At 68.6% G+C, this 23644-nt stretch carries 10 protein-coding genes; 6 read left to right on the top strand and 4 right to left on the bottom strand.

Annotated elements, in window-relative coordinates; translation table 11 throughout:
* The first annotated feature begins 35 nt into the window (after window positions 1-35).
* A complete protein-coding gene (locus ACWD5D_RS01020) occupies window positions 36-2744 on the top strand; it encodes a SpoIIE family protein phosphatase (RefSeq protein ID WP_451370655.1) in 2709 nt (902 codons plus the stop codon).
* A 90-nt stretch (window positions 2745-2834) separates the two neighbouring features.
* Here ACWD5D_RS01020 and acnA read toward each other — a convergent pair whose 3' ends face one another.
* Together acnA and ACWD5D_RS01010 are read right to left on the bottom strand one after the other, a co-directional pair.
* The gene (gene acnA / locus ACWD5D_RS01015; protein ID WP_451370654.1) at window positions 2835-5552 is read right to left on the bottom strand and encodes an aconitate hydratase AcnA; all 2718 of its coding nucleotides are present in this window, start codon (window positions 5550-5552) and stop codon (window positions 2835-2837) included.
* 243 nt (window positions 5553-5795) lie between these two features.
* Window positions 5796-7112 carry an MFS transporter gene (locus tag ACWD5D_RS01010; protein WP_451370653.1) on the bottom strand — a complete coding sequence of 439 codons (1317 nt, stop codon included), beginning with the start codon at window positions 7110-7112 and terminating at the stop codon, window positions 5796-5798.
* Window positions 7113-7253: 141 nt separating this feature from the next.
* Between ACWD5D_RS01010 and ACWD5D_RS01005 the strand changes: the two genes are divergently transcribed.
* From ACWD5D_RS01005 to ACWD5D_RS00990, 4 genes are all read left to right on the top strand, one after another.
* Window positions 7254-8108 (top strand): FadR/GntR family transcriptional regulator, encoded by an 855-nt coding sequence (locus tag ACWD5D_RS01005; RefSeq protein ID WP_451370652.1) that lies wholly within the window; start codon window positions 7254-7256, stop codon window positions 8106-8108.
* A gap of 204 nt (window positions 8109-8312) precedes the next feature.
* Window positions 8313-9689, top strand: coding sequence for a pyridoxal phosphate-dependent decarboxylase family protein (locus ACWD5D_RS01000; RefSeq protein WP_451370651.1), 1377 nt, complete (start codon window positions 8313-8315; stop codon window positions 9687-9689).
* Between the two features lie 92 nt (window positions 9690-9781).
* Window positions 9782-11311 carry a helix-turn-helix domain-containing protein gene (locus ACWD5D_RS00995; RefSeq protein ID WP_451370650.1) on the top strand — a complete coding sequence of 510 codons (1530 nt, stop codon included), beginning with the start codon at window positions 9782-9784 and terminating at the stop codon, window positions 11309-11311.
* A gap of 600 nt (window positions 11312-11911) precedes the next feature.
* The gene (locus ACWD5D_RS00990; RefSeq protein ID WP_451370649.1) at window positions 11912-12403 is read left to right on the top strand and encodes a hypothetical protein; all 492 of its coding nucleotides are present in this window, start codon (window positions 11912-11914) and stop codon (window positions 12401-12403) included.
* 88 nt (window positions 12404-12491) lie between these two features.
* On the opposite strand, the gene ACWD5D_RS00985 is transcribed toward ACWD5D_RS00990, so the two are convergent.
* Window positions 12492-20177 carry a golvesin C-terminal-like domain-containing protein gene (locus ACWD5D_RS00985; protein WP_451371012.1) on the bottom strand — a complete coding sequence of 2562 codons (7686 nt, stop codon included), beginning with the start codon at window positions 20175-20177 and terminating at the stop codon, window positions 12492-12494.
* 1609 nt (window positions 20178-21786) lie between these two features.
* Here ACWD5D_RS00985 and ACWD5D_RS00980 point away from each other — a divergent pair.
* A complete protein-coding gene (locus tag ACWD5D_RS00980) occupies window positions 21787-22254 on the top strand; it encodes an MmpS family transport accessory protein (protein ID WP_451370648.1) in 468 nt (155 codons plus the stop codon).
* A 361-nt stretch (window positions 22255-22615) separates the two neighbouring features.
* Here the strand turns inward: ACWD5D_RS00980 and ACWD5D_RS00975 are convergent, their stop codons facing one another.
* A complete protein-coding gene (locus tag ACWD5D_RS00975; protein ID WP_451370647.1) occupies window positions 22616-23374 on the bottom strand; it encodes an SDR family NAD(P)-dependent oxidoreductase in 759 nt (252 codons plus the stop codon).
* Window positions 23375-23644: the final 270 nt, after the last annotated feature.

Below are 23644 nucleotides of genomic sequence, written 5' to 3'. Positions count from 1 at the left end.
TGGCCACCAGCATGCGCCCGTGCTACAAATGCCACATGTCGGACCTCTTCGGCCGACTCAGGCGCGTCTCATGGCGCTCGGTGATCGGCAAGAGCCCGCGCAGCGTCGCCGGGCAGGTCTTCCTTCTGCAGGTGGCCCTGGTGGTGCTGCTCGTCGTGTGCGCCGTCATCGCCCTCGTCCTGCAGTCGGACCGCGACACCAGCACCGAGGCCAAGCGCCGTTCCATCGCCGTCGCGCAGACCTTCGCGCACTCTCCGGGCGTCCTGGATGCGCTGCGGACCCCCGATCCGAGCAAGGTGCTCCAGCCGCTCACGGAGGCGGCGCGCAAGGCCGCGGACGTCGACTTCATCGTCGTCATGAACACCCGGGGCATCCGCTACACCCACCCCATGCCGGGGAAGATCGGAGAGCGGTTCGTGGGCCGGATCGGTCCGTCGCTGGCCGGCAAGGTCTACACCGAGAGCGTGCACGGCCCGCTCGGCCACGAGGTGCAGGCGACCGTCCCCGTCGACGACCCTCACGGCAAGGTGGTCGCCCTCGTCTCCGCCGGGCTCAAGGTCGAGAACGTGAGCAACCAGATGAACCGACAGTTGCCGATCATCCTGGGTGCCGGGGCCGGTGCCCTGGTGGTCTCGACCGGCGGGACGGCACTGGTGGGCCGGCGGCTGCGGCGGCAGACCCGCAGCCTCGCCCCGGACGAGATGACCCGGATGTACGAGCACCACGACACGGTGCTGCACTCGGTGCGGGAGGGCGTGCTGATCGTCGGCGCCGACGGTCGGCTGCTGCTCGCCAACGACGAGGCCAAGAGACTGCTGGAGCTGCCGCCGGAGGCCGAGGGACGGCACCTGCGGGAGCTGCCGGACCTCGACGCCGGCATGCTGGAACTGCTCACCTCCGGGCGCGAGGCCAGCGACGAGGTGCACTTCGCCGGGGGACGGCTGCTGGCGGTCAACCAGCGGCCCACCGACCGCGCGGGAGGCCCCGAGGGGACCGTGGTGACCCTCCGCGACTCCACCGAGCTCCAGGCGCTGTCCGGCAGGGCGGAACTGGCCCGGGAGCGGCTGGAGCTGCTCTACGACGCGGGCCTCGGCATCGGCACCTCCCTGGACGTGGTCCGCACGGCCGACGAGCTGGCGGAGGTCGCCGTGCCCCGCTTCGCCGACTTCGTGACCGTGGACCTGGCGGACGGCGTGCTGCACGGGGACGAGCCGGCCCCGTCCGCGACGGACATGCGACGCGTCACCGTGCACGGCATCCGGGACGACCATCCGCTCTACGAACTGGGCCGGCTGATCGACTTCCTGCCCTCCACCCCTCAGGCGCGCGGCTACGACTCCGCGCTCTCCGAGCTGGTGCCCGACCTGTCGTCCGCCGTCGGCTGGCAGGTCCAGGACCCGGAGCGGGCCCGGCAGATCGTGGAGTACGGCATCCACTCGCTGATCACCGCCCCGATCCGGGCCGGCGGGGTCGTGCTCGGCATGGCGAACTTCTGGCGCTCCAAGCGGGAGCCGTTCGACGAGGAGGAGGTCTCGCTCGCCGAGGAGCTGGTGGCCCGGGCCGCGGTCAGCATCGACAACGCCCGCCGGTACACCCGCGAGCACGCCCTCGCGGTCACCCTGCAGCGCAGCCTGCTCCCCCGCGCGCTGCCCGAGCTGAGTGCCCTGGAGGTCGCCTACCGCTATCTCCCGGCCCAGTCGGGTGTGAGCGGCGACTGGTTCGACGTGATCCCGGTGTCGGGCAGCCGGGTGGCGCTGGCCGTCGGCGACGTCGTCGGACACGGGCTGCACGCCGCCGCGACGATGGGCCGGCTGCGGACCGCGGTGCACAACTTCTCCACGCTCGACCTGCCGCCCGACGAGGTGCTCGGCCATCTCGACGACCTGGTCGGCCGCATCGACCAGGACGAGGCCCGCATGGAGGACGGCGGGGAGATCGTCGGCGCCACCTGTCTGTACGCGATCTACGACCCGGTGACCCGGCGTTGCGTGATGGCGAGCGCCGGGCATCTGGCGCCCGCGCTGGTGCATCCCGACGGCTCCGTCACCTATCCGGAGCTGCCGGCCGGGCCTCCGCTGGGCCTGGGCGCGATGCCGTTCCGGACGATCGAGCTGGAGCTGGCCGAGGGCACCCAGCTGGTCCTGTACACCGACGGGCTCATCGAGGACCGCAGGCGTGACCTGGACGTCGGCATGGAGCTGCTGCGCCGTGCGCTGGCGGGCCGGCCGGGGCGGTCGCCGGAGGCGAGCTGCCAGGCGGTGCTGGAGGAACTGCTGCCCGAGCGCCCCAAGGACGACGTGGCCCTGCTGATCGCCCGCACGAGGGCGCTGCCGGCCTCCCAGGTCGCCGACTGGGACGTCCGTTGCGACCCGGCGTCCGTGTCCGGGATGCGCGTCGCGGTGTCCGCCCAGCTCGACGAGTGGGGGCTGTCGGAGCTGGGCTTCGGCATGGAGCTGGTGCTGAGCGAGCTGCTCACCAACGCCGTACGGTACGGCTCCGAGCCGATCCACGTACGGCTGATCCACGACCGCACGCTGATCTGCGAGGTGTCCGACGGCAGCAGCACCTCGCCGCATCTGCGGTACGCCGCGACGACCGACGAGGGCGGCCGGGGTCTGTTCCTGGTCTCGCAGCTGTCCGAGCGCTGGGGCACCCGGTACACGCCCACGGGCAAGGTGATCTGGGCGGAGCTGGCCGTGCCGAAGTTCCCGGAGCTCGACGTCCCGGAGATCCCGCCGGACTGAGGGCGCTTCGGCGGTCGCGGCACGGGTACGGCGGAGGGCCGCACCCCCGGTCGCCCGGGAATGCGGCCCTCGTCCGTCGTGCGCTGCCGCCTACTTGCGGATCAGGTTGCGCAGCACGTACTGCATGATGCCGCCGTTGCGGTAGTAGTCGGCCTCACCGGGGGTGTCGATGCGGACGACCGCGTCGAACTCGACACCGGTGTCGGTGGTGACCTTGACCGTGCGCGGCGTGGTGCCGTTGTTGAGCTCCTCGACGCCCGCGAAGGAGAAGGTCTCCTCACCGGTCAGACCGAGGGACTCGGCGCTCTGGCCCTCCGGGAACTGGAGCGGCAGGACGCCCATGCCGATGAGGTTCGAGCGGTGGATGCGCTCGTACGACTCGGCGATGACGGCCTTGACGCCGAGGAGCGCGGTGCCCTTGGCGGCCCAGTCGCGGGACGAGCCGGAGCCGTACTCCTTGCCGGCCAGGACGACCAGCGGGATGCCCTGCTCGATGTAGTTGCGCGAGGCATCGTAGATGAAGGAGACCGGCGCGTCCGCCTGGGTGAAGTCGCGGGTGTAGCCGCCCTCGGTGCCCGGCGCGATCTGGTTGCGCAGGCGGATGTTGGCGAACGTGCCGCGGATCATGACCTCGTGGTTGCCTCGGCGGGAGCCGTAGGAGTTGAAGTCACGACGCTCCACACCGTGCTCGGTGAGGTACTTGCCGGCCGGGGTGTCGGCCTTGATGGCACCGGCCGGGGAGATGTGGTCGGTGGTGACCGAGTCACCCAGCTTGGCGAGCACGCGGGCACCGGCGATGTCGGTGACCGGGGCCGGCTCCATCTGCATGCCCTCGAAGTACGGGGGCTTGCGGACGTACGTCGACTCGGCGTCCCACTCGAAGGTGTTGCCGGTCGGGATCGGCAGGGACTGCCACTGGGCGTCGCCCGCGAAGACGTCCTGGTAGGACTTGTTGAACATGTCCTCGCCGATGGCGTTGGCGACGACGTCGTTCACCTCGGCCTCGGTCGGCCAGATGTCCTTCAGGTAGACCGGGTTGCCGTCCTGGTCGGTGCCCAGGGCGTCCTTGGTGACGTCCACCTTCATGGAGCCGGCGAGGGCGTACGCGACGACCAGCGGCGGGGACGCCAGGTAGTTCATCTTGACGTCCGGGTTGATCCGGCCCTCGAAGTTCCGGTTGCCGGAGAGGACCGAGGTGACCGCGAGGTCGTGGTCGTTGACAGCCTTGGAGACCTCCTCCGGCAGCGGGCCGGAGTTGCCGATGCAGGTGGTGCAGCCGTAGCCGACGAGGTTGAAGCCGACCTTGTCGAGGTACGGCGTCAGGCCCGCCTTGTCGAAGTAGTCGGTGACGACCTTCGAGCCCGGGGCGAGGGTGGTCTTGACCCACGGCTTGCGGGTCAGGCCCTTCTCGACCGCCTTCTTGGCCACCAGGGCGGCGGCGACCATGACGTACGGGTTCGAGGTGTTGGTGCAGGAGGTGATGGCCGCGACCGTCACCGCACCGTGGTCGAGGGTGTAGGTCGTGCCGTCGGGGGCGGTGACCAGGACCGGGTTGGACGGGGCACCGTTCGGGTGGACGGCCGGGGAGTCGGAGGCCGGGAAGGACTCCTCGCCCGCCTCGTCGGCGGTGGAGACGTAGTTGAGCACGTCGTGGGCGAACTGCTGGGCGGCGTTCGCGAGGACGATGCGGTCCTGCGGGCGCTTCGGGCCGGCGATGGACGGGACGACCGTCGACAGGTCCAGCTCGAGCTTCTCGGAGAAGTCGGGCTCGGCCGTCGGGTCCAGCCAGAGGCCCTGCTCCTTGGCGTAGGCCTCGACGAGCGCGACCTGCTGCTCGCTGCGGCCGGTCAGGCGCAGGTAGTTGAGGGTCTCGCCGTCGATCGGGAAGATCGCGGCGGTGGAGCCGAACTCCGGCGACATGTTGCCGATGGTGGCGCGGTTGGCAAGGCTCGTGGCCGCCACACCCTCGCCGTAGAACTCGACGAACTTGCCGACCACACCGTGCTTGCGCAGCATCTCGGTGATGGTGAGCACGAGGTCGGTGGCGGTGGTGCCCGGCTTGAGCTCACCGGTCAGCTTGAAGCCGACGACGCGCGGGATGAGCATGGAGACCGGCTGGCCGAGCATGGCGGCCTCGGCCTCGATGCCGCCGACGCCCCAGCCGAGAACGCCGAGGCCGTTGACCATGGTGGTGTGCGAGTCGGTGCCGACGAGGGTGTCGGGGTAGGCCTGCCCGCCTCGCACCATGACGGTCCGCGCGAGGTGCTCGATGTTCACCTGGTGGACGATGCCGGTGCCCGGCGGGACGACCTTGAACTCGTCGAAGGCGGTCTGGCCCCAGCGCAGGAACTGGTAGCGCTCCTTGTTGCGGCCGTACTCCAGCTCGACGTTCTGCTTGAACGCGTCGTTGGTGCCGAACTTGTCGGCGATGACGGAGTGGTCGATGACCAGCTCGGCCGGGGCCAGCGGGTTGATCTTGGCGGGGTCGCCGCCGAGCTCCTTCACGGCCTCACGCATGGTCGCGAGGTCCACCACGCAGGGCACGCCGGTGAAGTCCTGCATGATCACGCGGGCCGGCGTGAACTGGATCTCCTGGCTGGGCTGGGCCTGGGAGTCCCAGCTGCCGAGGGCACGGATGTGGTCGGCGGTGATGTTCGCGCCGTCCTCCGTGCGGAGCAGGTTCTCCAGCAGCACCTTCAGGCTGTAGGGAAGGCGCGCGGAGCCCTCGACCTTGTCCAGCCGGAAGATCTCGTACGACTCGTCGCCCACCTGCAGCGTGCTGCGGGCGTCGAAGCTGTTCGCCGACACGACAGTCTCCTTCATTGATGTGCGCGTTCCACCGCATCCTGCCGCCACGCCAACCCGCCCGATCCGCTAAGGTAAGGCTAAGTCAGGTAACCCTTACTGGATGACGGCCGCGGTGCGCCTCGCCAGATATCTCGATGTCGAGATAACACTAGTACATCACCCCCTCATGGTCATGTGTGCCCCGCGCCACGGCACGTGGAAGGCCCGGCCCGCCGGCGGTGCCCGCTCACCCGCCACGCCCGGTCAGGCGGTCTCGCCCTCCGTTCCGCGCGCACAGGCGACCAGGCAGACCGCGCTGATCGCCGCCATGGCCGCGAAGGCGACCGCGACCGGGGTCCAGGACTCGTGGAAGGCCGAGAAGAGCCAGCTGGTCGCGGCCGGGGCGAGGGTGCCGAGGAGGCCCGCGGTCTGGAAGCTCATGGACAGGCCGGTGTAGCGGACCCGGGGGGCGAACCAGCCAGAGGCGAGGGTGCCCAGGGAGGCGTAGGCGATGGTGCTGGCCAGCATCGGCAGGCACATCGCGAGCCACAGCCCGGCGGTGGACCGGGTGTCGGCGAGCCAGAACATGGGGAACGCGACGACGAGGTGCAGCAGGATGCCGACGAGCGTCACCCTGCGCAGCCCGAACCGGTCGGCGAGCAGGGCGCTGAGCGGCGTGAACACGATGACGACGACCGACGCGGCCGTGCCGGCGGCCGCCGTCTGCGCGTCCGTGAAGCCGAGCGTGGTGACGGCGTAGCTCGACATGAAGGTGACGACGATGTAGTAGCCGCCGACGGTGATGAGGAAGGCCCCGGTGGCGAGCAGCCAGGTCCGCCAGGCGTCGCGGATGACGCCGACCACGGGGGCGGCCTCCTTGCTCTCCGACTCGGCGGAGAGCTGGGCCGCCTCGAACTCGGGCGACTCGTCCATGGAGGAGCGGATGACCAGGCCGACGAGGACGAGCACGGCCGAGAGCAGGAAGGGGACGCGCCAGGCCCAGCTCACCAGGGCGTGGTGGCCCAGCAGCGAGGTCAGGGCGAACGCGCCGGTGGACAGGAAGTAGCCGACGCCGTCGCCGATCTGCGGGAAAGAGCCGAAGAAGGCCTTGCGGCGGGGCGGCGCGTGCTCCACCGCGAAGAGCACCGCGCCGCCCCATTCGCCGCCGACCGCGAGTGACTGGGTCATCCGGATGAGGACCAGGAGGATCGGCGCGGCGACGCCGAGGGAGGCGTATCCGGGGAGCAGGCCGATGCAGACGGTCGCCGAGCCCATCAGGGTCATCGACCAGATGAGTGCCTTCTTGCGGCCGTACCGGTCGCCTATGTGACCGAAGACGATCGCGCCGAGCGGGCGTCCCAGCGCGCCGACGAACAGGGTCGCGAAGGACATCAGGGTGCCGAGCGCGTGGTTCATCTCGGGGAAGAACAGCTCGGGGAAGACCAGGGCGGCGGCCGTCGCGTAGATCCCGAAGTCGTACCACTCGACACTGGTGCCGATCATCGAGGCGGTGGCGATCTTCCAGGGGCCGGACCGGCGCCGGGAGGCGGGGGGAGCGGAGGCGTCCGTGGTTGTGCTCATGTGCGTACTCCAACGGGGACGAAGGGGGTCGCAAGGGGTCGCAATTGGATCCGGGGAAGACCCAAAAATGTCGGGGCGACGCTAAGCGGGGGTTCGGCGACTGTCAATAGGGTTCGCCGTAAGTCCAATAGGCTGGGATCCGTGAGCAGCAGCGAGAAGCCCGCGGGCGACAGCGGAAAGACCCTGGGTGGCGACAGCGGCAGGAAGCCGGCGAGGGGCGGCGGCAAGAAGGCGGCGGAGAAGCCCGCGGGGATGCCGGCGGAGAAGAACGGGACCCGGCAGGCGCCCTCGCACGCCGTCGTGGCCGAGGCACTGCGCCAGCGCGTCGCGCTCGGCGGGTTCGGGCCCGGCGACAAGCTCCCCACGGAGCGCGAGCTGGCGACGGCGTTCGGCGTGGGCCGCAACACCGTGCGGCAGGCCGTGCGGGAGCTGGCCGAGGAGGGCCTGGTCACGACCACGCTGGGCCGCTCGGGCGGCACCCGTGTGGCGCCCGCGCGGCCCGGGGGGCGCGACGCGCGCGCGGCGATCGCGGCCGGGATCCGCGCCTCGCTGCGCGACTACATGGAGTACCGGCAGGCCATCGAGCCGTTCGCGGCCCGCCTCGCGGCCGAGCGCGGCGGGCGGGCGGCCCGGCAGGAGCTGGTCGGGATGCTCGACGCCAAGGTCGCCGACCTCGGCGCGTACCACCGCATCGACACGCGCTTCCACCTCGGCATCGCGTCCGCGGGCGGCAACGACGTGCTGGCGGAGGCGGTGACCCGGGCCCGTACGGAGATGTTCGTGGCGGGCAACGCGCTGTGGCTCGGCTCCGACTGGAGCGAGGTGTACCCGGCGGACCGGGACTTCGGGCTCGCGTTCCGCGAGGAGCACGAGGCCGTCGCGCTCGCCGTGCTGTCCGGCGACGGCGACGCCGCGGAGGCCCGGATGCGGGAGCACCTGCGCGAGTCGCACCGGCAGTTCCTGGTGCTGCTGGACCAGTTCACCGCGTCGCACTGAGCCTGCCGTACGGCATCGGACGGAGCACCGGACGGGCCTTCGCCGCCCGCCGGGTGCGGGCGGGACCGGATTGACGGCCGACCTGGGTCGGACTTAGGCTCCGAATTGGGTTCCACAGAGACCCAAATAGCCAGCTGATCCGATCCACACCACAGTCCGGCGCGCGCAAGCCCGCCGCCCAGCCCCCAGAGGGGAACCGCACCCGTGCACGCACCCGACGAGGACCTCACCCGGCAGGTCATGGACCACGTCCTGCACCGGCTCCGGCTCGACCCGCCGCCGCTCGGCCGCCTCGGCGAGGCCGAGGAGCTGTCACTCGCGCTGAAGGGGGCGATCGGCGCGGCGCCGCGCGACCCCGCCGCCGTTCTGCGGACGTACGCGGAGTCGCTGGAGCCGACCGTCGTGTCCTGCGACCACCCGGCGTTCCTGGCCTTCATCCCGGGCGCCCCGACGAAGGCCGCCGCGCTGTTCGACATGGTGCTGTCGGCGTCGTCGCTGCACGGCGTGTCCTGGCTGGAAGCGGCCGGCGCGGTGGCCGCGGAGAACCAGGTGCTGCGGCTCTTCGCGGATCTCGCGGGGCTGCCCGAGGGGGCCGGCGGCTGCTTCGTCAGCGGCGGTTCGGCGGGCAACCTGTCGGCGCTCGTCGTGGCCCGCGACACGGGACGGCACCGGCTCGGCCTGCCCACCTCGGCGCCGGTCCGGATCGCGGTCAGCGACCAGGTCCACTCCTCGGTCGGCAACACGCTGCGCATCCTCGGCGTCGAGCCACTGGTCGTGCCCACCGACGACCACCGGCTCACCGGCGAAGCCCTGCGCGCGGCGCTCGACGCGGCCGAGCGGGACGGCGGCGCCCCGGTCGTCGCGGTCGTCGCCACGGCCGGTACCACCAACGCCGGCATCATCGACGACCTGTCGGGCGTGGCCGAACAGGCGCGCGCCCGCGGCCTGTGGCTGCACGTCGACGCCGCGTACGGCGGGGCGGCGCTGTTCGTGCCGGAGCTGCGCGAGCGGCTGGCCGGGATCGAGCACGCCGACTCGCTGGTCGTGGACCCGCACAAGTGGATGTTCGCGCCGTTCGACTGCGGCGCCCTGCTCTACCGCGACCCGCGGCTCGCCCGCGCGGTGCACACCCAGGACGCCTCGTACCTCGACGCGATCCACGGCGCCGACGGGGCGGACGGCGACACCGACTGGAACCCGAGCGACTACGCGTACCACCTCACGCGCCGGCCCCGCGGACTGCCGCTGTGGTTCTCGCTGGCCGTCAACGGCACGGACGCCTACCGCGACGCCATCGCGCACGGGGCGCGGACCGCCGAGCGCACCGCCCGGCTCGTCGAGGCCACGGAGGGCCTGGAGCTGCTGCGCGAACCGGAGTTGACCGTCGTGCTCATACGCCGGGTGGGCTGGACCCCGGAGGACTACTACGCCTGGTCCAAGCGACTGCTGGCGGCCGGGACCGCGTTCATCACACCGAGCGTATGGGAGGGCGAGACCGTGGCGCGCCTTGCGTTCCTCCATCCGGGTGTATCGGAGGAAATGGTGCAGGAAATCATAAAGTCGCTGATCGGGGACTTTTGACGCATTATCGGATATGAAGAGAAGAGGGTGAAGCTACCCGCCACGAGAGCCCCGGTTGTCGCTCCATCTCATATCCGATATAGCCTCAACTCATGACCGACGACTACCTCGTACGCATCGGCAAGCTCATCCGTGACGCACGCCAGCATCGTGGCTGGACACAAACGCAGCTTGCCGAGGCGCTGGCCACAAGCCAGAGCGCCGTCAACCGCATCGAGCGCGGGAACCAGAACATCAGCCTTGAGATGATCGCCCGAATCGGTGAAGCCCTGGACAGCGAGATCGTGTCGCTGGGCTACGCGGGTCCGATGCATCTGCGGGTCGTCGGCGGCCGTCGGCTGTCCGGCGCCATCGACGTGAAGACCAGCAAGAACGCCTGCGTCGCCCTGCTGTGCGCCTCGCTGCTGAACAAGGGCCGCACGGTGCTGCGCCGGGTGGCCCGCATCGAGGAGGTGTACCGCCTTCTGGAGGTACTGAACTCCATCGGCGTGCGCACCCGCTGGATCAACGACGGGGTCGACCTCGAACTGGTGCCGCCCACCGAGCTGGAGATGGCCGCGATCGACGCCGAGGCGGCCGTCCGCACCCGCTCCATCATCATGTTCCTCGGCCCGCTGCTGCACCGCATGGACGCCTTCAAGCTGCCGTACGCCGGCGGCTGCGACCTCGGCACGCGGACCATCGAGCCGCACATGATCGCGCTGCGCCGCTTCGGGCTGGACATCGCGGCCACCGAGGGCCAGTACCACGCCCAGGTCGACCGCACGGTCCGCCCCGACCGCCCGATCGTGCTGACCGAGCGCGGCGACACCGTGACCGAGAACGCGCTGCTCGCCGCCGCCCGCCACGACGGCGTCACGGTCATCCGCAACGCCTCCTCCAACTACATGGTCCAGGACCTGTGCTTCTTCCTGGAGGCGCTGGGCGTACGGGTCGAGGGCATCGGCACCACCACGCTGACCGTGCACGGCGTGCCGAACATCGACGTCGACGTCGACTACTCCCCCTCCGAGGACCCGGTCGAGGCGATGAGCCTGCTGGCCGCCGCCGTGGTGACCGAGTCCGAGCTGACGGTGCGCCGGGTGCCGATCGAGTTCCTGGAGATCGAGCTCGCGGTCCTGGAGGAGATGGGCCTCGACCACGACCGCAGCCGCGAGTACTTCGCGGACAACGGCCGTACGCGCCTGGTGGATCTCACCGTCCGGCCCTCCAAGCTGGAGGCCCCGATCGACAAGATCCACCCGATGCCGTTCCCGGGCCTGAACATCGACAACGTCCCGTTCTTCGCGGCCATCGCGGCGGTCGCGCAGGGCAAGACCCTGATCCACGACTGGGTCTACGACAACCGGGCGATCTACCTGACGGACCTCAACCGCCTCGGCGGCCGCCTGCAGCTCCTCGACCCGCACCGCGTCCTGGTCGAGGGCCCGACCCGCTGGCGGGCCGCCGAGATGATGTGCCCGCCGGCCCTGCGCCCGGCCGTCGTCGTCCTGCTGGCCATGATGGCGGCCGAGGGGACGTCCGTCCTGCGCAACGTGTACGTCATCAACCGCGGTTACGAGGACCTCGCCGAGCGCCTGAACTCGATCGGGGCGCAGATCGAGATCTTCCGGGACATCTGAACAGCACGGTGTCGTGCCCCTTGGAGGCAAGGGGCACGACACCGCGACATGCCGGCTGACCTGCGGATATCCACCTTCGCGGCCCTTCACTGATCACTGTTGTTTTTCAGCACCTTGTGCAACGCACATGCAAGATGATCTTGTGTGGCTGGCGATGCGTCAGAGATGTCTGAGCATCCGTCATCCTTCACGGAGGGTTGTCGCCGAAGTAGCCTCGCAACGCTCGATGTCGGTCGCGTCACGCCAACCGCGTCTGGTCGACCATGGGCACCCACGTCTTCGCCCCCATCACGTTCGGCGCCACCGGCGGACCCGGCCTGGGCGGGGTCTGTGTAGCGTCCTGTCGTCAGGCGTTCTCGTCGTGGATCCGCGCCCCAGGTCCTCCGCCCACTCCAGCGCCCACATCCTGAGCTCTTCGATCTGCGAGGACGTGAGTCCGTACGCCGCGTAGTCCTCGTCCTCGTACCAGTCCGCGCCGGTGAGCCGGTCGCGGAGATCTTCGAGGTGGCGTTGACCGGGTCGGGAGGCGGGCGGCGCTGTCGGTGGGTGAAGCCCCAGACGGGGCCTGGTCCCCCACCACGCTCTCAGTAGGCTGGCGTAATGAACGAAGACTGGTTCGAGGTCGAAGATGAAGTGGACGATACACAGAAGGCTTTTCTGGATGTCTTGAGGCCGTATGCCAGAAGCTGGGTGGATTGCCCCCCGAGTCATGCCATCGCACTCGTGTTCGACGAGGACCTGGAGGAGGGCGATGAGGTGGAGATGCGGGCGGTCGTGGACGTGAGTGACGCGGCGGGGAACCGAATTCTGCTGAGCCTCGCGGCCTCCCTGGTCGGGAACACCATGCACTGCAGCGAAGTGCACACGCAGACGTATCTGCCTGAGGAAAGCAGGGACGGCGTGCGGGTGATCGAGGCCACCGGGGCCCCGGAAGACCTGGCCCGGACGGCCGCCGCCTGGTTCGACGAGGTGCTGCGGCGACCGGTGATCACCCCGGTGGGGAAGCGGGGGTGGTCCTTCGCCGACCCGGGCCGACCGCTCCCTGAGGGTTTCCGCCTGATGCGTGGCGAGATGCCGGGCCCCCGCGCATGAGACCGCGGGGCGCTCAGGGAGTTTTCCTGAGCGCCCCGCTTACGTCAGTCCCGTCGCCCGTTGTCCGCCGGGGCAGGGGCGTGGTCCGTCACTCGTCCTCGAGGCCCATCGCCATGCCTTCGGCCATGGCCTCCGCTTCCGCTTCGGCCAGTTCTTCGGCTTCCGCTTGCGCCAGTGCCGAGTTCGAGCCCTGCTGGAGGTCGAGGCGCCCACCGGGCCTGAAGTTCGCACCGGACGCCCTGAACTGCTCCAGTTCATGGGTGCCCTGGCACCGGAGACAGATCTCGACCTCCTGGCCCCCGCGCGGACCAATGGCCTTGGTGAACTGGAGATCCTCCTTCGCGGATCCGTTCTTCACCGCTTCCTGGTCGCACAGGTCCTCGGCGCAGTACGGGCTCGATCCCTTGTTCTGTGCCTTCAGGGCAGCCACATAGATCATGCCCTTCTTCTCATCCCAAGCAGCCGTGACGACGGTGAAGGACTTGAACTGCCGGTTGCTGATGGCTCCCGACTCGTTCAGTTCACGCAGTTGCGCGATCACACCGTCACGTGCCCGCTGGGCGGCGGCGAGATAGTCCTGCGTCTGCCACTTCTCGTCGCCGACGGCGAGTGCGTGGGCGACGGTGTTCACGCCGCTGACCTTGGCCGTGTAGACGTCCTCGCCGTACGCCTCCTGCGCCTTGGCCGCCTCCGCGAGCGCCGAGTTGGCATAGCTCGGCTTGGCCATCGGGTCGAAGCCCGAGCAGTTCTCCGCGGTGCAGTTGTCGCCGAGCCCTTCCTGATTGGCGAGGCTCTGCGAGATCGGTGCCGCATCCGGGGACGTGGGCTTGTTCATGGTGGGGTCGGCCCACCAGTTGTCGTGCCCGTCCAGCTCGATGTTGGTGATGGGGTTGCCGCCGCCGAAGGCGTAGCGGTTGCCGGTGAGTGGGTCGGTGGACAGGTTCATGTCGGCGAGGGCGCCGTTGTACATGTCCCGGCTGGTGAAGCGGTTCAGGCCCGGGTCGTAGGTCCGGAACCCCATGTCGTACGTACCGGCAGTGGCGTCCCAGCGCTTGGCGTTGAACCGGTAGGCGTTGTACGGCTCCTTCGTCGGGTCCTGGGCGTCGGGCTTGTCGATGCCCGTGAACTCGCTCTTGTCGTCGGCCCCGTAGGCGGTGTAGCCGTAAGTGGCCTCGGTGTTTCCGGAGCTGTCGGTCAGGGTCTCGACGTCACTGTGGCTGTCGTAGCCGTAGTAGCCGTCGGAGGTGGTGCCATCCGTGTTGTGGGTGATCTGGGAGAGACGTCCGCCCCACGGGGAGTACTGGTAGGACTTGGTGAGCTGGCCGGCCACCGTCTCGTCGAGGACCTGGCTGGTCAGGCCGAGATAGCTGAAGTCGGTGGTCTTGCCGCCGACGGTCTTGGAGGCGGTGCGGTCGAGTGGGTCGTAGGTGTAGCTGGTGGTGGTGTTCGTGGTCCCGTTGAGTTTGGTGTTCTTGGTGATGTGGTCGAAGCCGTCGTAGGTGTTGCGTTCGATGACGGTGCCGGCGCTGGTGACGGTGTCGAGGCGGCCGTAGGGGTCGTAGTTGTAGGCCCCGGTGGCGCCGCCGGAGGCGGAGGACAGCAGGCGGTTGCGGTCGTAGGTGTAGGTGGTGGAAGTGCCGCCGACGGTCTGGGAGATGACGTTGGCGTTGTCGTCGTGGACGTAGGTCTCGGTGCTCGCGCCGTTGCCCGTCTTGACGGCCTTGGCCAGACGGTCGACGGGGTCGTAGGTGTAGTCGGTGGTCGAGTTCAGGTATGCGCTGTGGTTGTCGGCGTTCTGCTTGCTGGCGATGTCTTCGGCTTTGTTGCCGTTGGGGTCCCAGGTCAGGGTGTGGTCGTCGACCAGGGTGTTGCCGGCGGTTTTCTCGGTCTGGGTGTGTGGTTCGCCGGAGGGCCAGTAGGTGTAGTCGACGGTGTTGTTGTTGCCCTTGGTCTGGCGTAGTTGCTGGCCGCGGGGGGTGTAGGTGTAGCTGGTGGTCTTGGGTGACGGGTCGGTTGCGGAGGTGCCGACCTTGACGTTCTGTACGAGTTCACGCAGGTCGTAGGTGTAGGCGGAGTACTGGCCGGGATGGTCGACGGTGGCCGGCTGGCCGTCGGGGTCGTAGGTGTTGGAGGTGTGGGTCTTCTCCGTGCCCGACGCCGACTCGGTGACCTTGGCGACCTGGTTCAGGCCGGTGTAGTCGATCGTGTAGGTGTCGACGGCCGTGCCCGGCGAGGTGTCGCCGATGGTGGTGAGGTTGCCGTTGGGGTCGTGGCTGTAGGTGAAGGTGTGCTTCTCGTTGTCGGTGTCCGCGCTGTTGTCGCGGACCAGTTTGACCGCGTCCGCGGACACGGTGCCGCCGGTGTTCTGGGCGAGGGAGACCGATGAGGTGCCGCCCTGGGTGAAGCTGTAGGCGCCCAGGGACACCCACGTGCCCGCGCCGGTGGTCTGGTTGACGGTCTTGGCGGTGTTGGTGCCGTCATGGGTGACCGTGTACGCGGCCGCCGTTGCCGCACCGGTGACCTGCGGGTACTTGGCGTAGACGGTGTAGGTGCCGTCCTGGGGGATGTTCAGCTGCCAGTTGAAGGCATCCGTACCGCTGCCTGCGGCGTGGGTGCGGTAGTCGTACCCCTGATGGTCCGTGCCCGTGGACGCGGTGGCCCAGGTGCCGGTCGTGGTGGTGTTCTGGGTGTCGGAGTTGTCGACCAGCACCACCTGCAGGCCGACCGGCACACCGTCGTCACTGCGCGAGGCCAGCGCCCCGTCGGGGTAGTACGACCAGCCCATCGTCCGCGACGACGACCCACCGGCCGACGTCAGCGTCCGCGACGTCTGCTGGCCCAGTTCGTTGTAGTCGTAGGAGGTGGTGATGTCCCACGGGTCGGTCGAGGTGTGGACCTGGCCGTCGTCGTAGTAGCTGTAGGTGGTGTCGTTGCGGACGCTCTGTCCGTTCGACGGTGGCGCGGAGGTCTTGGTCACCCGCCCGGCGTCGTCGTAGTACGTGTACGAGGAGACCGGGTGGTTGTACTTGGCGTCGTTGGGGTCGTACGGCTGGATCGTCTCCTTCGGGCGGTTCAGCTCGTCGTAGACGGTCTGGGAGATGAACGCGGTGGTGCTGCCCGCGGCCGTGGCGCGCGGTGAGTAGACCTTGGTGGTGTTGCCGACCTGGTCGTACTCGTACTTCGTCGTCCGGTACGTCGGCGCGCCGGCGCTGCCCTGGTAGGGGGCCTGGACCTGGGAGACCTTGCCCCGCTCGTCGTACGAGGTCGTGGTGGTGTTGTTGTCGGCGTCCGTGGACGTCGTCTTCAGGCCGTCCTTGTCGTAGCCGGCCTTGGTGACCTTTCCGGCCGCGTCGGTGACCTGGTACGGGCGGTGGTCGAAGTCGAAGGCAGTCTTGCTTGTGTAGTCGGTGGCGTCGGCGGTGGCGTTCTTGACCGGGTCGATGACCGTGGTGGCGTTCCCGACGTCGTCGTACTGGTACGACAGCTTGTCGCCCTTGGCGTTGACGGTGTCGGTCAGTTCACCGATGGAGTCGTAGGTGTTGGTGGTGACGTAGTCCGTCGGATCGGACGTGGTCAGGGTGCCCTTGGGCTCGGTGATGGTCTTCAGCTCACCCATGTTGTCGTAGGTGTAGCTGGTGGTGCGGTCGGGGTCGGTGGTGTGGTCCTTCGGCGCGGTCGCCGCAGTGACCTCGTCGGCGTTGTCGTAGACGGCGGTGGAGACGGCCCCGTTGGGAGCGGTGGCCTGGGTGACGTTGTCGTTGGTGTCGTACACCGGCGCCGGCGTGGTGATGTACACGCCGCCCGCCTGGTCCTTGGGCACCTTCTTCACCAGCGGCCGGCCGTACACGTCATACGTTTGCGTCGTGGTGTGGCCGAGCTGGTCGGTCACCGAGGTGACCTGCCCGAGCGGGTCGTAGGCGGTCGTGACCGGCTTGTTGTACGGGGCCGGGCCGGTGGTGGTCTGCGGGTAGCCGTTCGCTTCGAACGAGCTGTAGGTGGTGGTGTGCTGGTTGGCGTCCGTAAGGGTCGTCAGCTGGCCGTAGGAGTCGTAGGCGTAGGTAGTGGTGTAGTCCCCGGCGGTGGGGGTGGAGACGCCCTTGGGGTCGGTGACGGAGGTGAGGTTGCCGAAGGTGTCGTAGCCGAACTGCCACTTGCGGCCCTCAGGCGAGGTCTTGGTGTACAGGTCGGCGCTGTAGCCGTTCACGCGGGTCTGATACGTGTAGACCGTGGCCGGCCAGCCGTTCTTGACCGCTTCCGCGTCCTGCGACGTCAGCGGATAGCCGGTCTTCGGGTCATACGTCCACTTGCTGGTGGCGCCGTTGTCCTCGATCAGCTGGGTGACGTTGTTGTCCGCGTCCCAGGACAGTTTGGTGACCTGGTTCTTGGCGTTGGTGGTCTGCACCAGCCGCGCGAAGTCGTCCGTCACATACGTGGTGGCGTGTGACTGGGCATCGGTGACCGTGGTGTCGGTGAACGCAGGCGTGCCCGTGTCGGCCGCATACGCGAAGCCCGTCTGGTTCGTCAGCCGGTCGGTGATGGTCTTGGCCCACCAGTGGTACTTCGGGTCGTCACCGGTCTGCGGCGCGTAGTACGCGAGTTGCGTGGCATGCCCGCGCGGGTCGGTGATCTTGACGAGCTTGACGTTCTTCGTACCCTGCGTGGCGTCGTAGGTGAAACCGAACACCTTCGGCTGCGACGAGCCGGCACCATCGGTGAGCTGCGCCATCAGTCCCTGCGTGGTGTACAGGAACGTGACCTTCCGCGCCGGGTTGGTGCCGTCACCCAGAGCCGTCATCGACGCGACATGATCGATGATCTTCGGGTTGGTCAGGTTCGTACCCGACTGGACCGTGCCCGTGTCATCCACGTACTGGTAGGCGTCACCCTTGTTGTAGTAGGTGAGGGTGAGGGTCTGCCGGCCGGTCGGGTCGGTGATGTACTGCAGGAACTTGCGCGGTGCGTTGTTCGACTTGCGGACCGCGTAGGTGAACGTCTCGGTGTTGCCGTTCTTGTCCACGATCGAGGACGGGTAGCCCTCGCAGTCGTAGAAGAACCGGGTCCCGTCCGGCTTGGTCATCGACCACGCGTCCGGGGTGTCGTCCTTGTCCGGCGTGCAGGACACCCCGCCCTTCATCGCCAGCAGGTAGTGCACCCCCGCCGGCGCCTTGAACGTGCCATCGGCCTGCTTGGTGAACACCGACGCGGTGCCGTCACCGTCGGTCAGGGTGACCTCGGTCGGGTTGGGGTTGGGGTGGAAGTCCAGCGCGGCACCCAGCCGGATCGGTGCGGATGCCTGCGCGGACCAGCCCGGGCCCATCACCGTGTCGGAGGTGTCCAGCGAGTTGTAGGAGAACCGGCCGAACGTTCCAAGACCCCGGCCCGGATTGGTGAACGCGTTGTACGACCACACCGCATTGCCCGACGCCAGGTTGTCCATCACCGTCGAACCGGCACCGGTGTTCTTGCCCGCGTAGGAGTAGAACTTCTCCAACCCGATCGTGTCGGAGGTCGGGTCCTCGACGGTCTCGGCCTGCGTCAGACCGGCCACGCCGCCGGTCGCCGAATTCCAGGTGGAATTGGTCTTGTTGTAGGCGTCCCAGGTCAGCGCGTACGCGGTCCGCTTGTTCGTCGGCTGGCCGGAGTCGGCGTTGGTGGGTGCCTTGACCTGGGCGTGGACCAGGACGGTCTCGCCGGGTGAGATGTCCTGCGGCAGCGCGGTCTGGATCTGGTTGCCGCCGTTCGTGACATCGGTGCCATCCGCCAGCGTCCACCGGTAGGACAGCGCCTCACCAGCCGCCGTCCACGTGGTATTCGTCGTGTTCGTCAGCGAGACGTCGACGTTGTAGGTAGTGCCCGGCGTCATCCGGGCGGGTGTCGTGGGCGCGTAGTACGTCGAATCCGTCGTCGCGTCCACATAGGTGACATCCAGCTGCGGCCGCAGCTGCGCCTCGGACGTCTCGGAGGAGACGAAGACGCTGCGCTCCTGCGGGCCGGAGGTCGTCGACTCGTTGGCGACCTTCAGCAGCACGCCGTGGTTCGACGTGGGCGTGGTGATCCATCCCTGGGTGAGCGAGGTGGCGTCCCACCAGTGCCGCACCGGGTCATTGGTGACGTTCGCGACCGTGTCCGAGACCGTTCCGGAGTAGTCACCTCCCGCCGTGGTCCACGCGGTCGTGGAGGTGGCGTTGTTCCAGGTGGCGGTCGCCTCGTCGAAGTCCCGGTTGAGGGCGTGCAGTTCGTATGTCGCCTGGCCGCCGCCGCTGTTGGTGGTGATCGTCGACCACGCCTGGAACTGCGCGCTGATCACCCGCGCCGTCGACGGCAGCGAACTTGTCGGGAACTTCAGCACGGCCCGGGTCTTGCCGTACGTGGCCGAATTGTTGCCCACCTCCAGCCACTTCTGGTTCACACCGTCCGAAGCGATCGTGTCGTGCGCGGTGGTCGGCTCGGCGGAGGACAGCGTGGTGTCGGCGTAGCCCGTCCCGGCCTGGATGACCTGCGTGGTCTGTCCGGCTTTCGGCAGCTCCGCCAGCTGCACCGGACCGCCGATGACCTGGCCGCCCTTGGTCTTGACCGCGACCTCGTAGTAGACCGCGTGGAAGGGGTCCGTGGCATCGGCGGCCGTGGGTACCGCGGTGGTGTCGGTGAAGGACGTGGTCCCGGCCGCGACCGGCGCCACCAGCGTCGCCGAGGTCGGGGTGAAACCCTGGAAGACGCTGCGGTGGACCTGGTACTCGGCCAGGTCGTTCGCCGCGTCCCCGGTGGTGTTGGTGTACGCCGGCCAGGACAGCTCCGCACCCGTCGCATGGATGACGGTCGGCGGCTTCACCGCGACGCCGGGGGTGCCGTAGACGACGGTCAGCTTCGGGTAGGTAGCGGTCTCACCGCCGTAGCCGAACTCACTGGCCTCGTACAGCGGGCCGCCCTGGCCCAGCGTCGACTCGTCGGCGGCCTGCAGCACGAACCCGTTGTTCGCCGTCCCGTTGACCCACTTCTGCACGGTGTCGGTCACCGCGAAGTTGTGCCACTGGTCGTAGGAGCCGGCCGCCTTCGTCAGCGTCGTCCCCGGCTCGACCAGCCGTACCGCGTCCGCGATCACCGAGGTCGTCGTGGACGCCGGCCCGTCACCGAGCACGATCTTGCCCGCCGTGCCGGCCGAGAACGGCAGCGCTGTGCCGTTGTTCAGCGACCGCCACACCCCGCCGGTCCCCGCGGACTGGTCGACGGTGCCGTTGTAGGTGCCGCCGTTGTACGTCACCGTGTACGGCGCGTTCGTCGCCCGGTCGCTCGCAGGGATCGAGTGCACGTCCACCCGGTACGAACCAGCCGCCGGAACGGTCGGCTGCCAGGTGTAGGTGTCCCCGGCCACCGTGTCCTTGTTGTAGGCGTAGTCGCCGTTGACCGCGTACTGCGTGTACGCGGAGTTGGTCGAGTACGGCCACGAGCCGTGCGCCGCCGTCCCCGGGTCACCGTCGTCCAACTGCACCGTGGTACCGGACAGTTCACCCGACAGGCCGCTGGTGCCGTTCCACGTCGCCGTCGTGGCGTCCCACGCACTCGTTGCCCGGTGCGCCTCGATCTCCACGCTGTTGGTGTTGGAGGTGTGGACCTGGTTGTAGTACACGCCCAGCTGTGCCGAGGTGATCTTCGTGTTCGCAGGGATGCCCGTCAGCGGGAACTTCAGCAGCGACCGCAGCTTGCCGGTCGCCGTCGTGCCCACACCCAGCTGCCACGTGCCATTCAGGTTCGTCGTCGGCTGCGTGGAGTCCACCATCACGTCCTGCGACGTCGACGGGGTCGGCGAGATCATGACCGTCGGGTCCACGGTCACCGGGAAACGGCGGCCCTTCGCTCCCAGCCACCTGGCGTCAGGCGTCAGCGTGATCCGCCAGGACGATCCGTGACGGGTCAGCTTCTGCCCGACCCGGCCGTGCGTCAGATCCGCCACCGGGCCGTCGCTGTGCGCCGGCGCCTGGAACATCACCGCCGCCGGGATCACCATCAACGGCCGGCCCGACTCGGTGCCGCCGTACAGCCCGATCGAGCCATCCTTCAACTGCCGGGGAGTCAGCCCGCCGGTCTTGAGGGTGAAGGTGAACGAGGGCGGGCTGCTCGGGGCCCGGTTCAGGACGATGTTCTCCTTCACCTCACCGCGCCCGACCCGGTAGTCGACATCGGCACCGCCGGCCAGGCCGGGGTACGTGACGGTGTCGCCCTTGGCCACCGGGGAGACGGCCTTGTCCGCACCGGCCAGGCCCAGAGTGACGGTGTTCCCGTCTGCCTCGAAACGCAGTAGGCTCCCGCTTCGGGAACCGAAGTAGGCGCGGGCCAGGTTGGCAGTGTTGGCGTACTTGTAACCGGCCCGGCCACTCGCAGCGACCTTCGTGTCGATCGCCTTCCAGCCGTGTGCCGAACGATACGACAGCGGGACCGCGGAGACCTCAGCCTGCGTGGTGCCGTCCGACAGCTTCCAGTACCGCGCCGACGAGGTGCGCTTGGACGTCAGCTCCCGCACCCGATGCGCCGCCGGCGCCTTCTTGCCCGGCGGCAGCTTCTGCCGGTCGGCTATCGCGCCCTTCGGCCCGACCGGCGGCTTCGGCGCGGAATGCCCGCCACCGAACCAGCCCTTGACCGTGTCGATGATTCCGGGACCGCCGTCGCCCGACGACGGCGCGGACGCGAACGCCGGGGTCTGTAGGACAGAACCCAGCAACGCACCGGCCACCAGGGATACGGCAATCCGACTTCGTCTCGCCACTCACAACTCCTTGTCACGCATGCTCGACAAACAGCACGAGCGACCGCGCCTGCGCGTGATTTTCGGAGCGCGAACATCCCGAGACAGGTCGAAATGACCATTCCGGCATGCCCCCTCTTTCTCGAGGCTGTTGCCGGCGAGCAGGACAGACTGAACCGCAGCACCGTAAACCACGTACATAGACGCGCCCGCACAAAAACGGCCATGGCAGTTCCATAGCCGTTGATGCGACCAGTGCTGGGGGACACCGAATCAACGGCGGGACTGTGACACGAAGATCGCGGCAAGGTCTAGCGGGAGCACCATTCGAGGAAAAACAGGACGAACCATCCATCCGGCCAGCCGAATCATCTGGTTCACCCGTTTCATGGGCTCAGATTCAGCCACAGGTTACACACAACCTTGGGATCGACTTGACCTTTACGGTCGACGCATTACCGAGTCGAGACAGCTATTTATCTGCACTTCAGGGATAAGCTGGCTCAGACATGGTGAGCCGCAGACACGAAAGGGACTTTCCGGTCCGGCACTTGCGCCTTTCAGTCGCCCTGGCTCTAATCGACGGGCACACTCCGAAGAACTCGAAGCCAGGCGTTCACGCCCATCCGTGCAATGGAAGTCGGCGATGGAAATCCACACAACAGCAGGACCCGAAACCCGCGAAAACAAGGAAACCGCAGCAGCTTCCGCCACCCGGCGCCGCGCCCGCCCTCTCGCATTCGGCGCCGCCCTCCTGTGTGCCGCCCTCGCCACCGTCGGCGCCCTGTTCGCCGCCCACAACGGGAACGCCAAGAACGACGCGGACGCCAGGCGCCACAGCCCCACCGTCCCCGCGTCCTACCAGATCACCGGCCACGGCACCGCCCGGATCAGCTACGCCGGACCCGACGGAAGACTGCACACCGTCAACGCCCACCTGCCCTGGCACGGCGATACCGACCTGACCGTCGGCGCCCCGGTAGTCGTCTCCGTCGTCCTGGGCAAGGAAGGCGGCAACGCCACCTGCTCCGTCAGCCTGCACGGCACAGTGGTCCAGCAGGCCACCGCCTACGGCTCATACGGACGCGCCAACTGCCAAACGGCATCGCGCTGACGTTGCCCCGGACGCAGAGGGGAGAGGGTGACAACGCCGTCCGGCAGGTTCCCGGTAGAGACGAACTGCCGCGAACACAGCCCAGACGGAGGTCGGATGTCGGCGGCACCGACTAACGTCCGTGCTCGCCGTCGATAGGAGAGCCGTGAACACGCGCGTGCACTGGTCGGGAGTTCGGGAACGTGTCATCGCAGTGGAGGAGGCTGAACGGCGAGCCCTTGGAGGCGGTCGCGCCGCGACGTACGGCCCAGACGCCTGCGCGGCGTCGGCCATCGCCCGACCTGCCTTCGTTTGCCGCCCACCCGGAATCTCGTGTACGGCCACCGGGTGGGCGGCTCCTTGGGTCACCTCCGCCTGCGCATCAAGCGGTCGCACCCCCGTCGAAGACCAGGTCGTGGCCGACGGCGAAGCCCGCCTCGGGTGATGCGAGCCAGAGCACGGCGGAGGCCGCTTCGTCGAGTGTTCCGACCCTGCCGATCGGCAGCATGCCCTTCATTCGTTCGGTGCGGTCGTCCTCGGTCTCGCCCGGCAGCAGAGACATGGGTGTTGCGATAGGCCCCGGGCTGAACGCGTTGATGCGGATGCCCTCCCCGATGTACTCCTTTGCGGCCGCCCGGCTCAGCGCGCTCACCGCCGCCTTGGAGGCCGCGTACGCGCCGAGGAACGGCAGCCGCATGTGCGCACCCAGGTTGGAGGCGGTGTTGACGATCACGCCGCCACCACGGCCGCGCATGTGGGCGATTTCGTGTTTCATGCTGAGGAAGACGCCGGTCAGGTTCACGGCCAACTGGCGGTCCCAGAGCGCCTCGTCCATGTCCGCAAGCGGCCCGGCCTCGAGAACTCCTGCGTTGTTGATCGCGATGTGCAGACCGCCGTGGAGCTCCACGGCGGTCGCGACAAGCCGGGCGATGTCCTGGGAGGAAGTGACGTCAGCAGTCACGGCGCCGGCCTCGCCGCCTTCGTCCTTGATCAGTTTCACTGTCTGCTCGAGCGGGTCGATGCTGCGCCCGGCGACTACCACGGTCGCGCCTTCCCGGGCGAAGGCAAGCGCGGTGGCACGGCCGATGCCGGAACCTCCGCCGGTGACGAGGGTCACCTTGCCGGCGAAACGTGCGGTCATTCCGCATTCTCCTTCGGTTACTCGGTGCGGCGAGAAAGCACCGAGAACAGGGGGTGACGAGCAGGGCGACTGCGGCGACGCGTAGAGCGAAGGCGTAACCGCTCGACAGGTGATGTGAGTGGGCGGCGGCAAGAGGGACCAGCACCGCGAGATCCCTGTCACCCGAGATCTCACCCTGTGCGCGCCCGCGTCAGCGCCGAGGTCATCACGGTCTCCAAAGTGCCCCGACTCGCCTCGACTGCCGCCAGGCGTTTCAGCATCCTCTTCACC

The sequence above is a fragment of the Streptomyces sp. NPDC002520 genome (assembly GCF_053595235.1).
Note: the sequence above shows the minus strand (reverse complement) of the source record. Positions and strands in the feature narration are given on the sequence as shown.

Coding starts and splice junctions, on each gene's coding strand:
- ACWD5D_RS00995 (WP_451370650.1), top strand. CDS start 9,782: ATGACCGACGACTACCTCGTACGCATCGGCAAGCTCATCCGTGACGCA.
- ACWD5D_RS00985 (WP_451371012.1), bottom strand. CDS start 20,177: ATGGTGGACTCCACGCAGCCGACGACGAACCTGAATGGCACGTGGCAG.
- ACWD5D_RS01020 (WP_451370655.1), top strand. CDS start 36: ATGTCGGACCTCTTCGGCCGACTCAGGCGCGTCTCATGGCGCTCGGTG.
- ACWD5D_RS01010 (WP_451370653.1), bottom strand. CDS start 7,112: ATGAGCACAACCACGGACGCCTCCGCTCCCCCCGCCTCCCGGCGCCGG.
- ACWD5D_RS00975 (WP_451370647.1), bottom strand. CDS start 23,374: ATGACCGCACGTTTCGCCGGCAAGGTGACCCTCGTCACCGGCGGAGGT.
- ACWD5D_RS00990 (WP_451370649.1), top strand. CDS start 11,912: ATGAACGAAGACTGGTTCGAGGTCGAAGATGAAGTGGACGATACACAG.
- ACWD5D_RS00980 (WP_451370648.1), top strand. CDS start 21,787: ATGGAAATCCACACAACAGCAGGACCCGAAACCCGCGAAAACAAGGAA.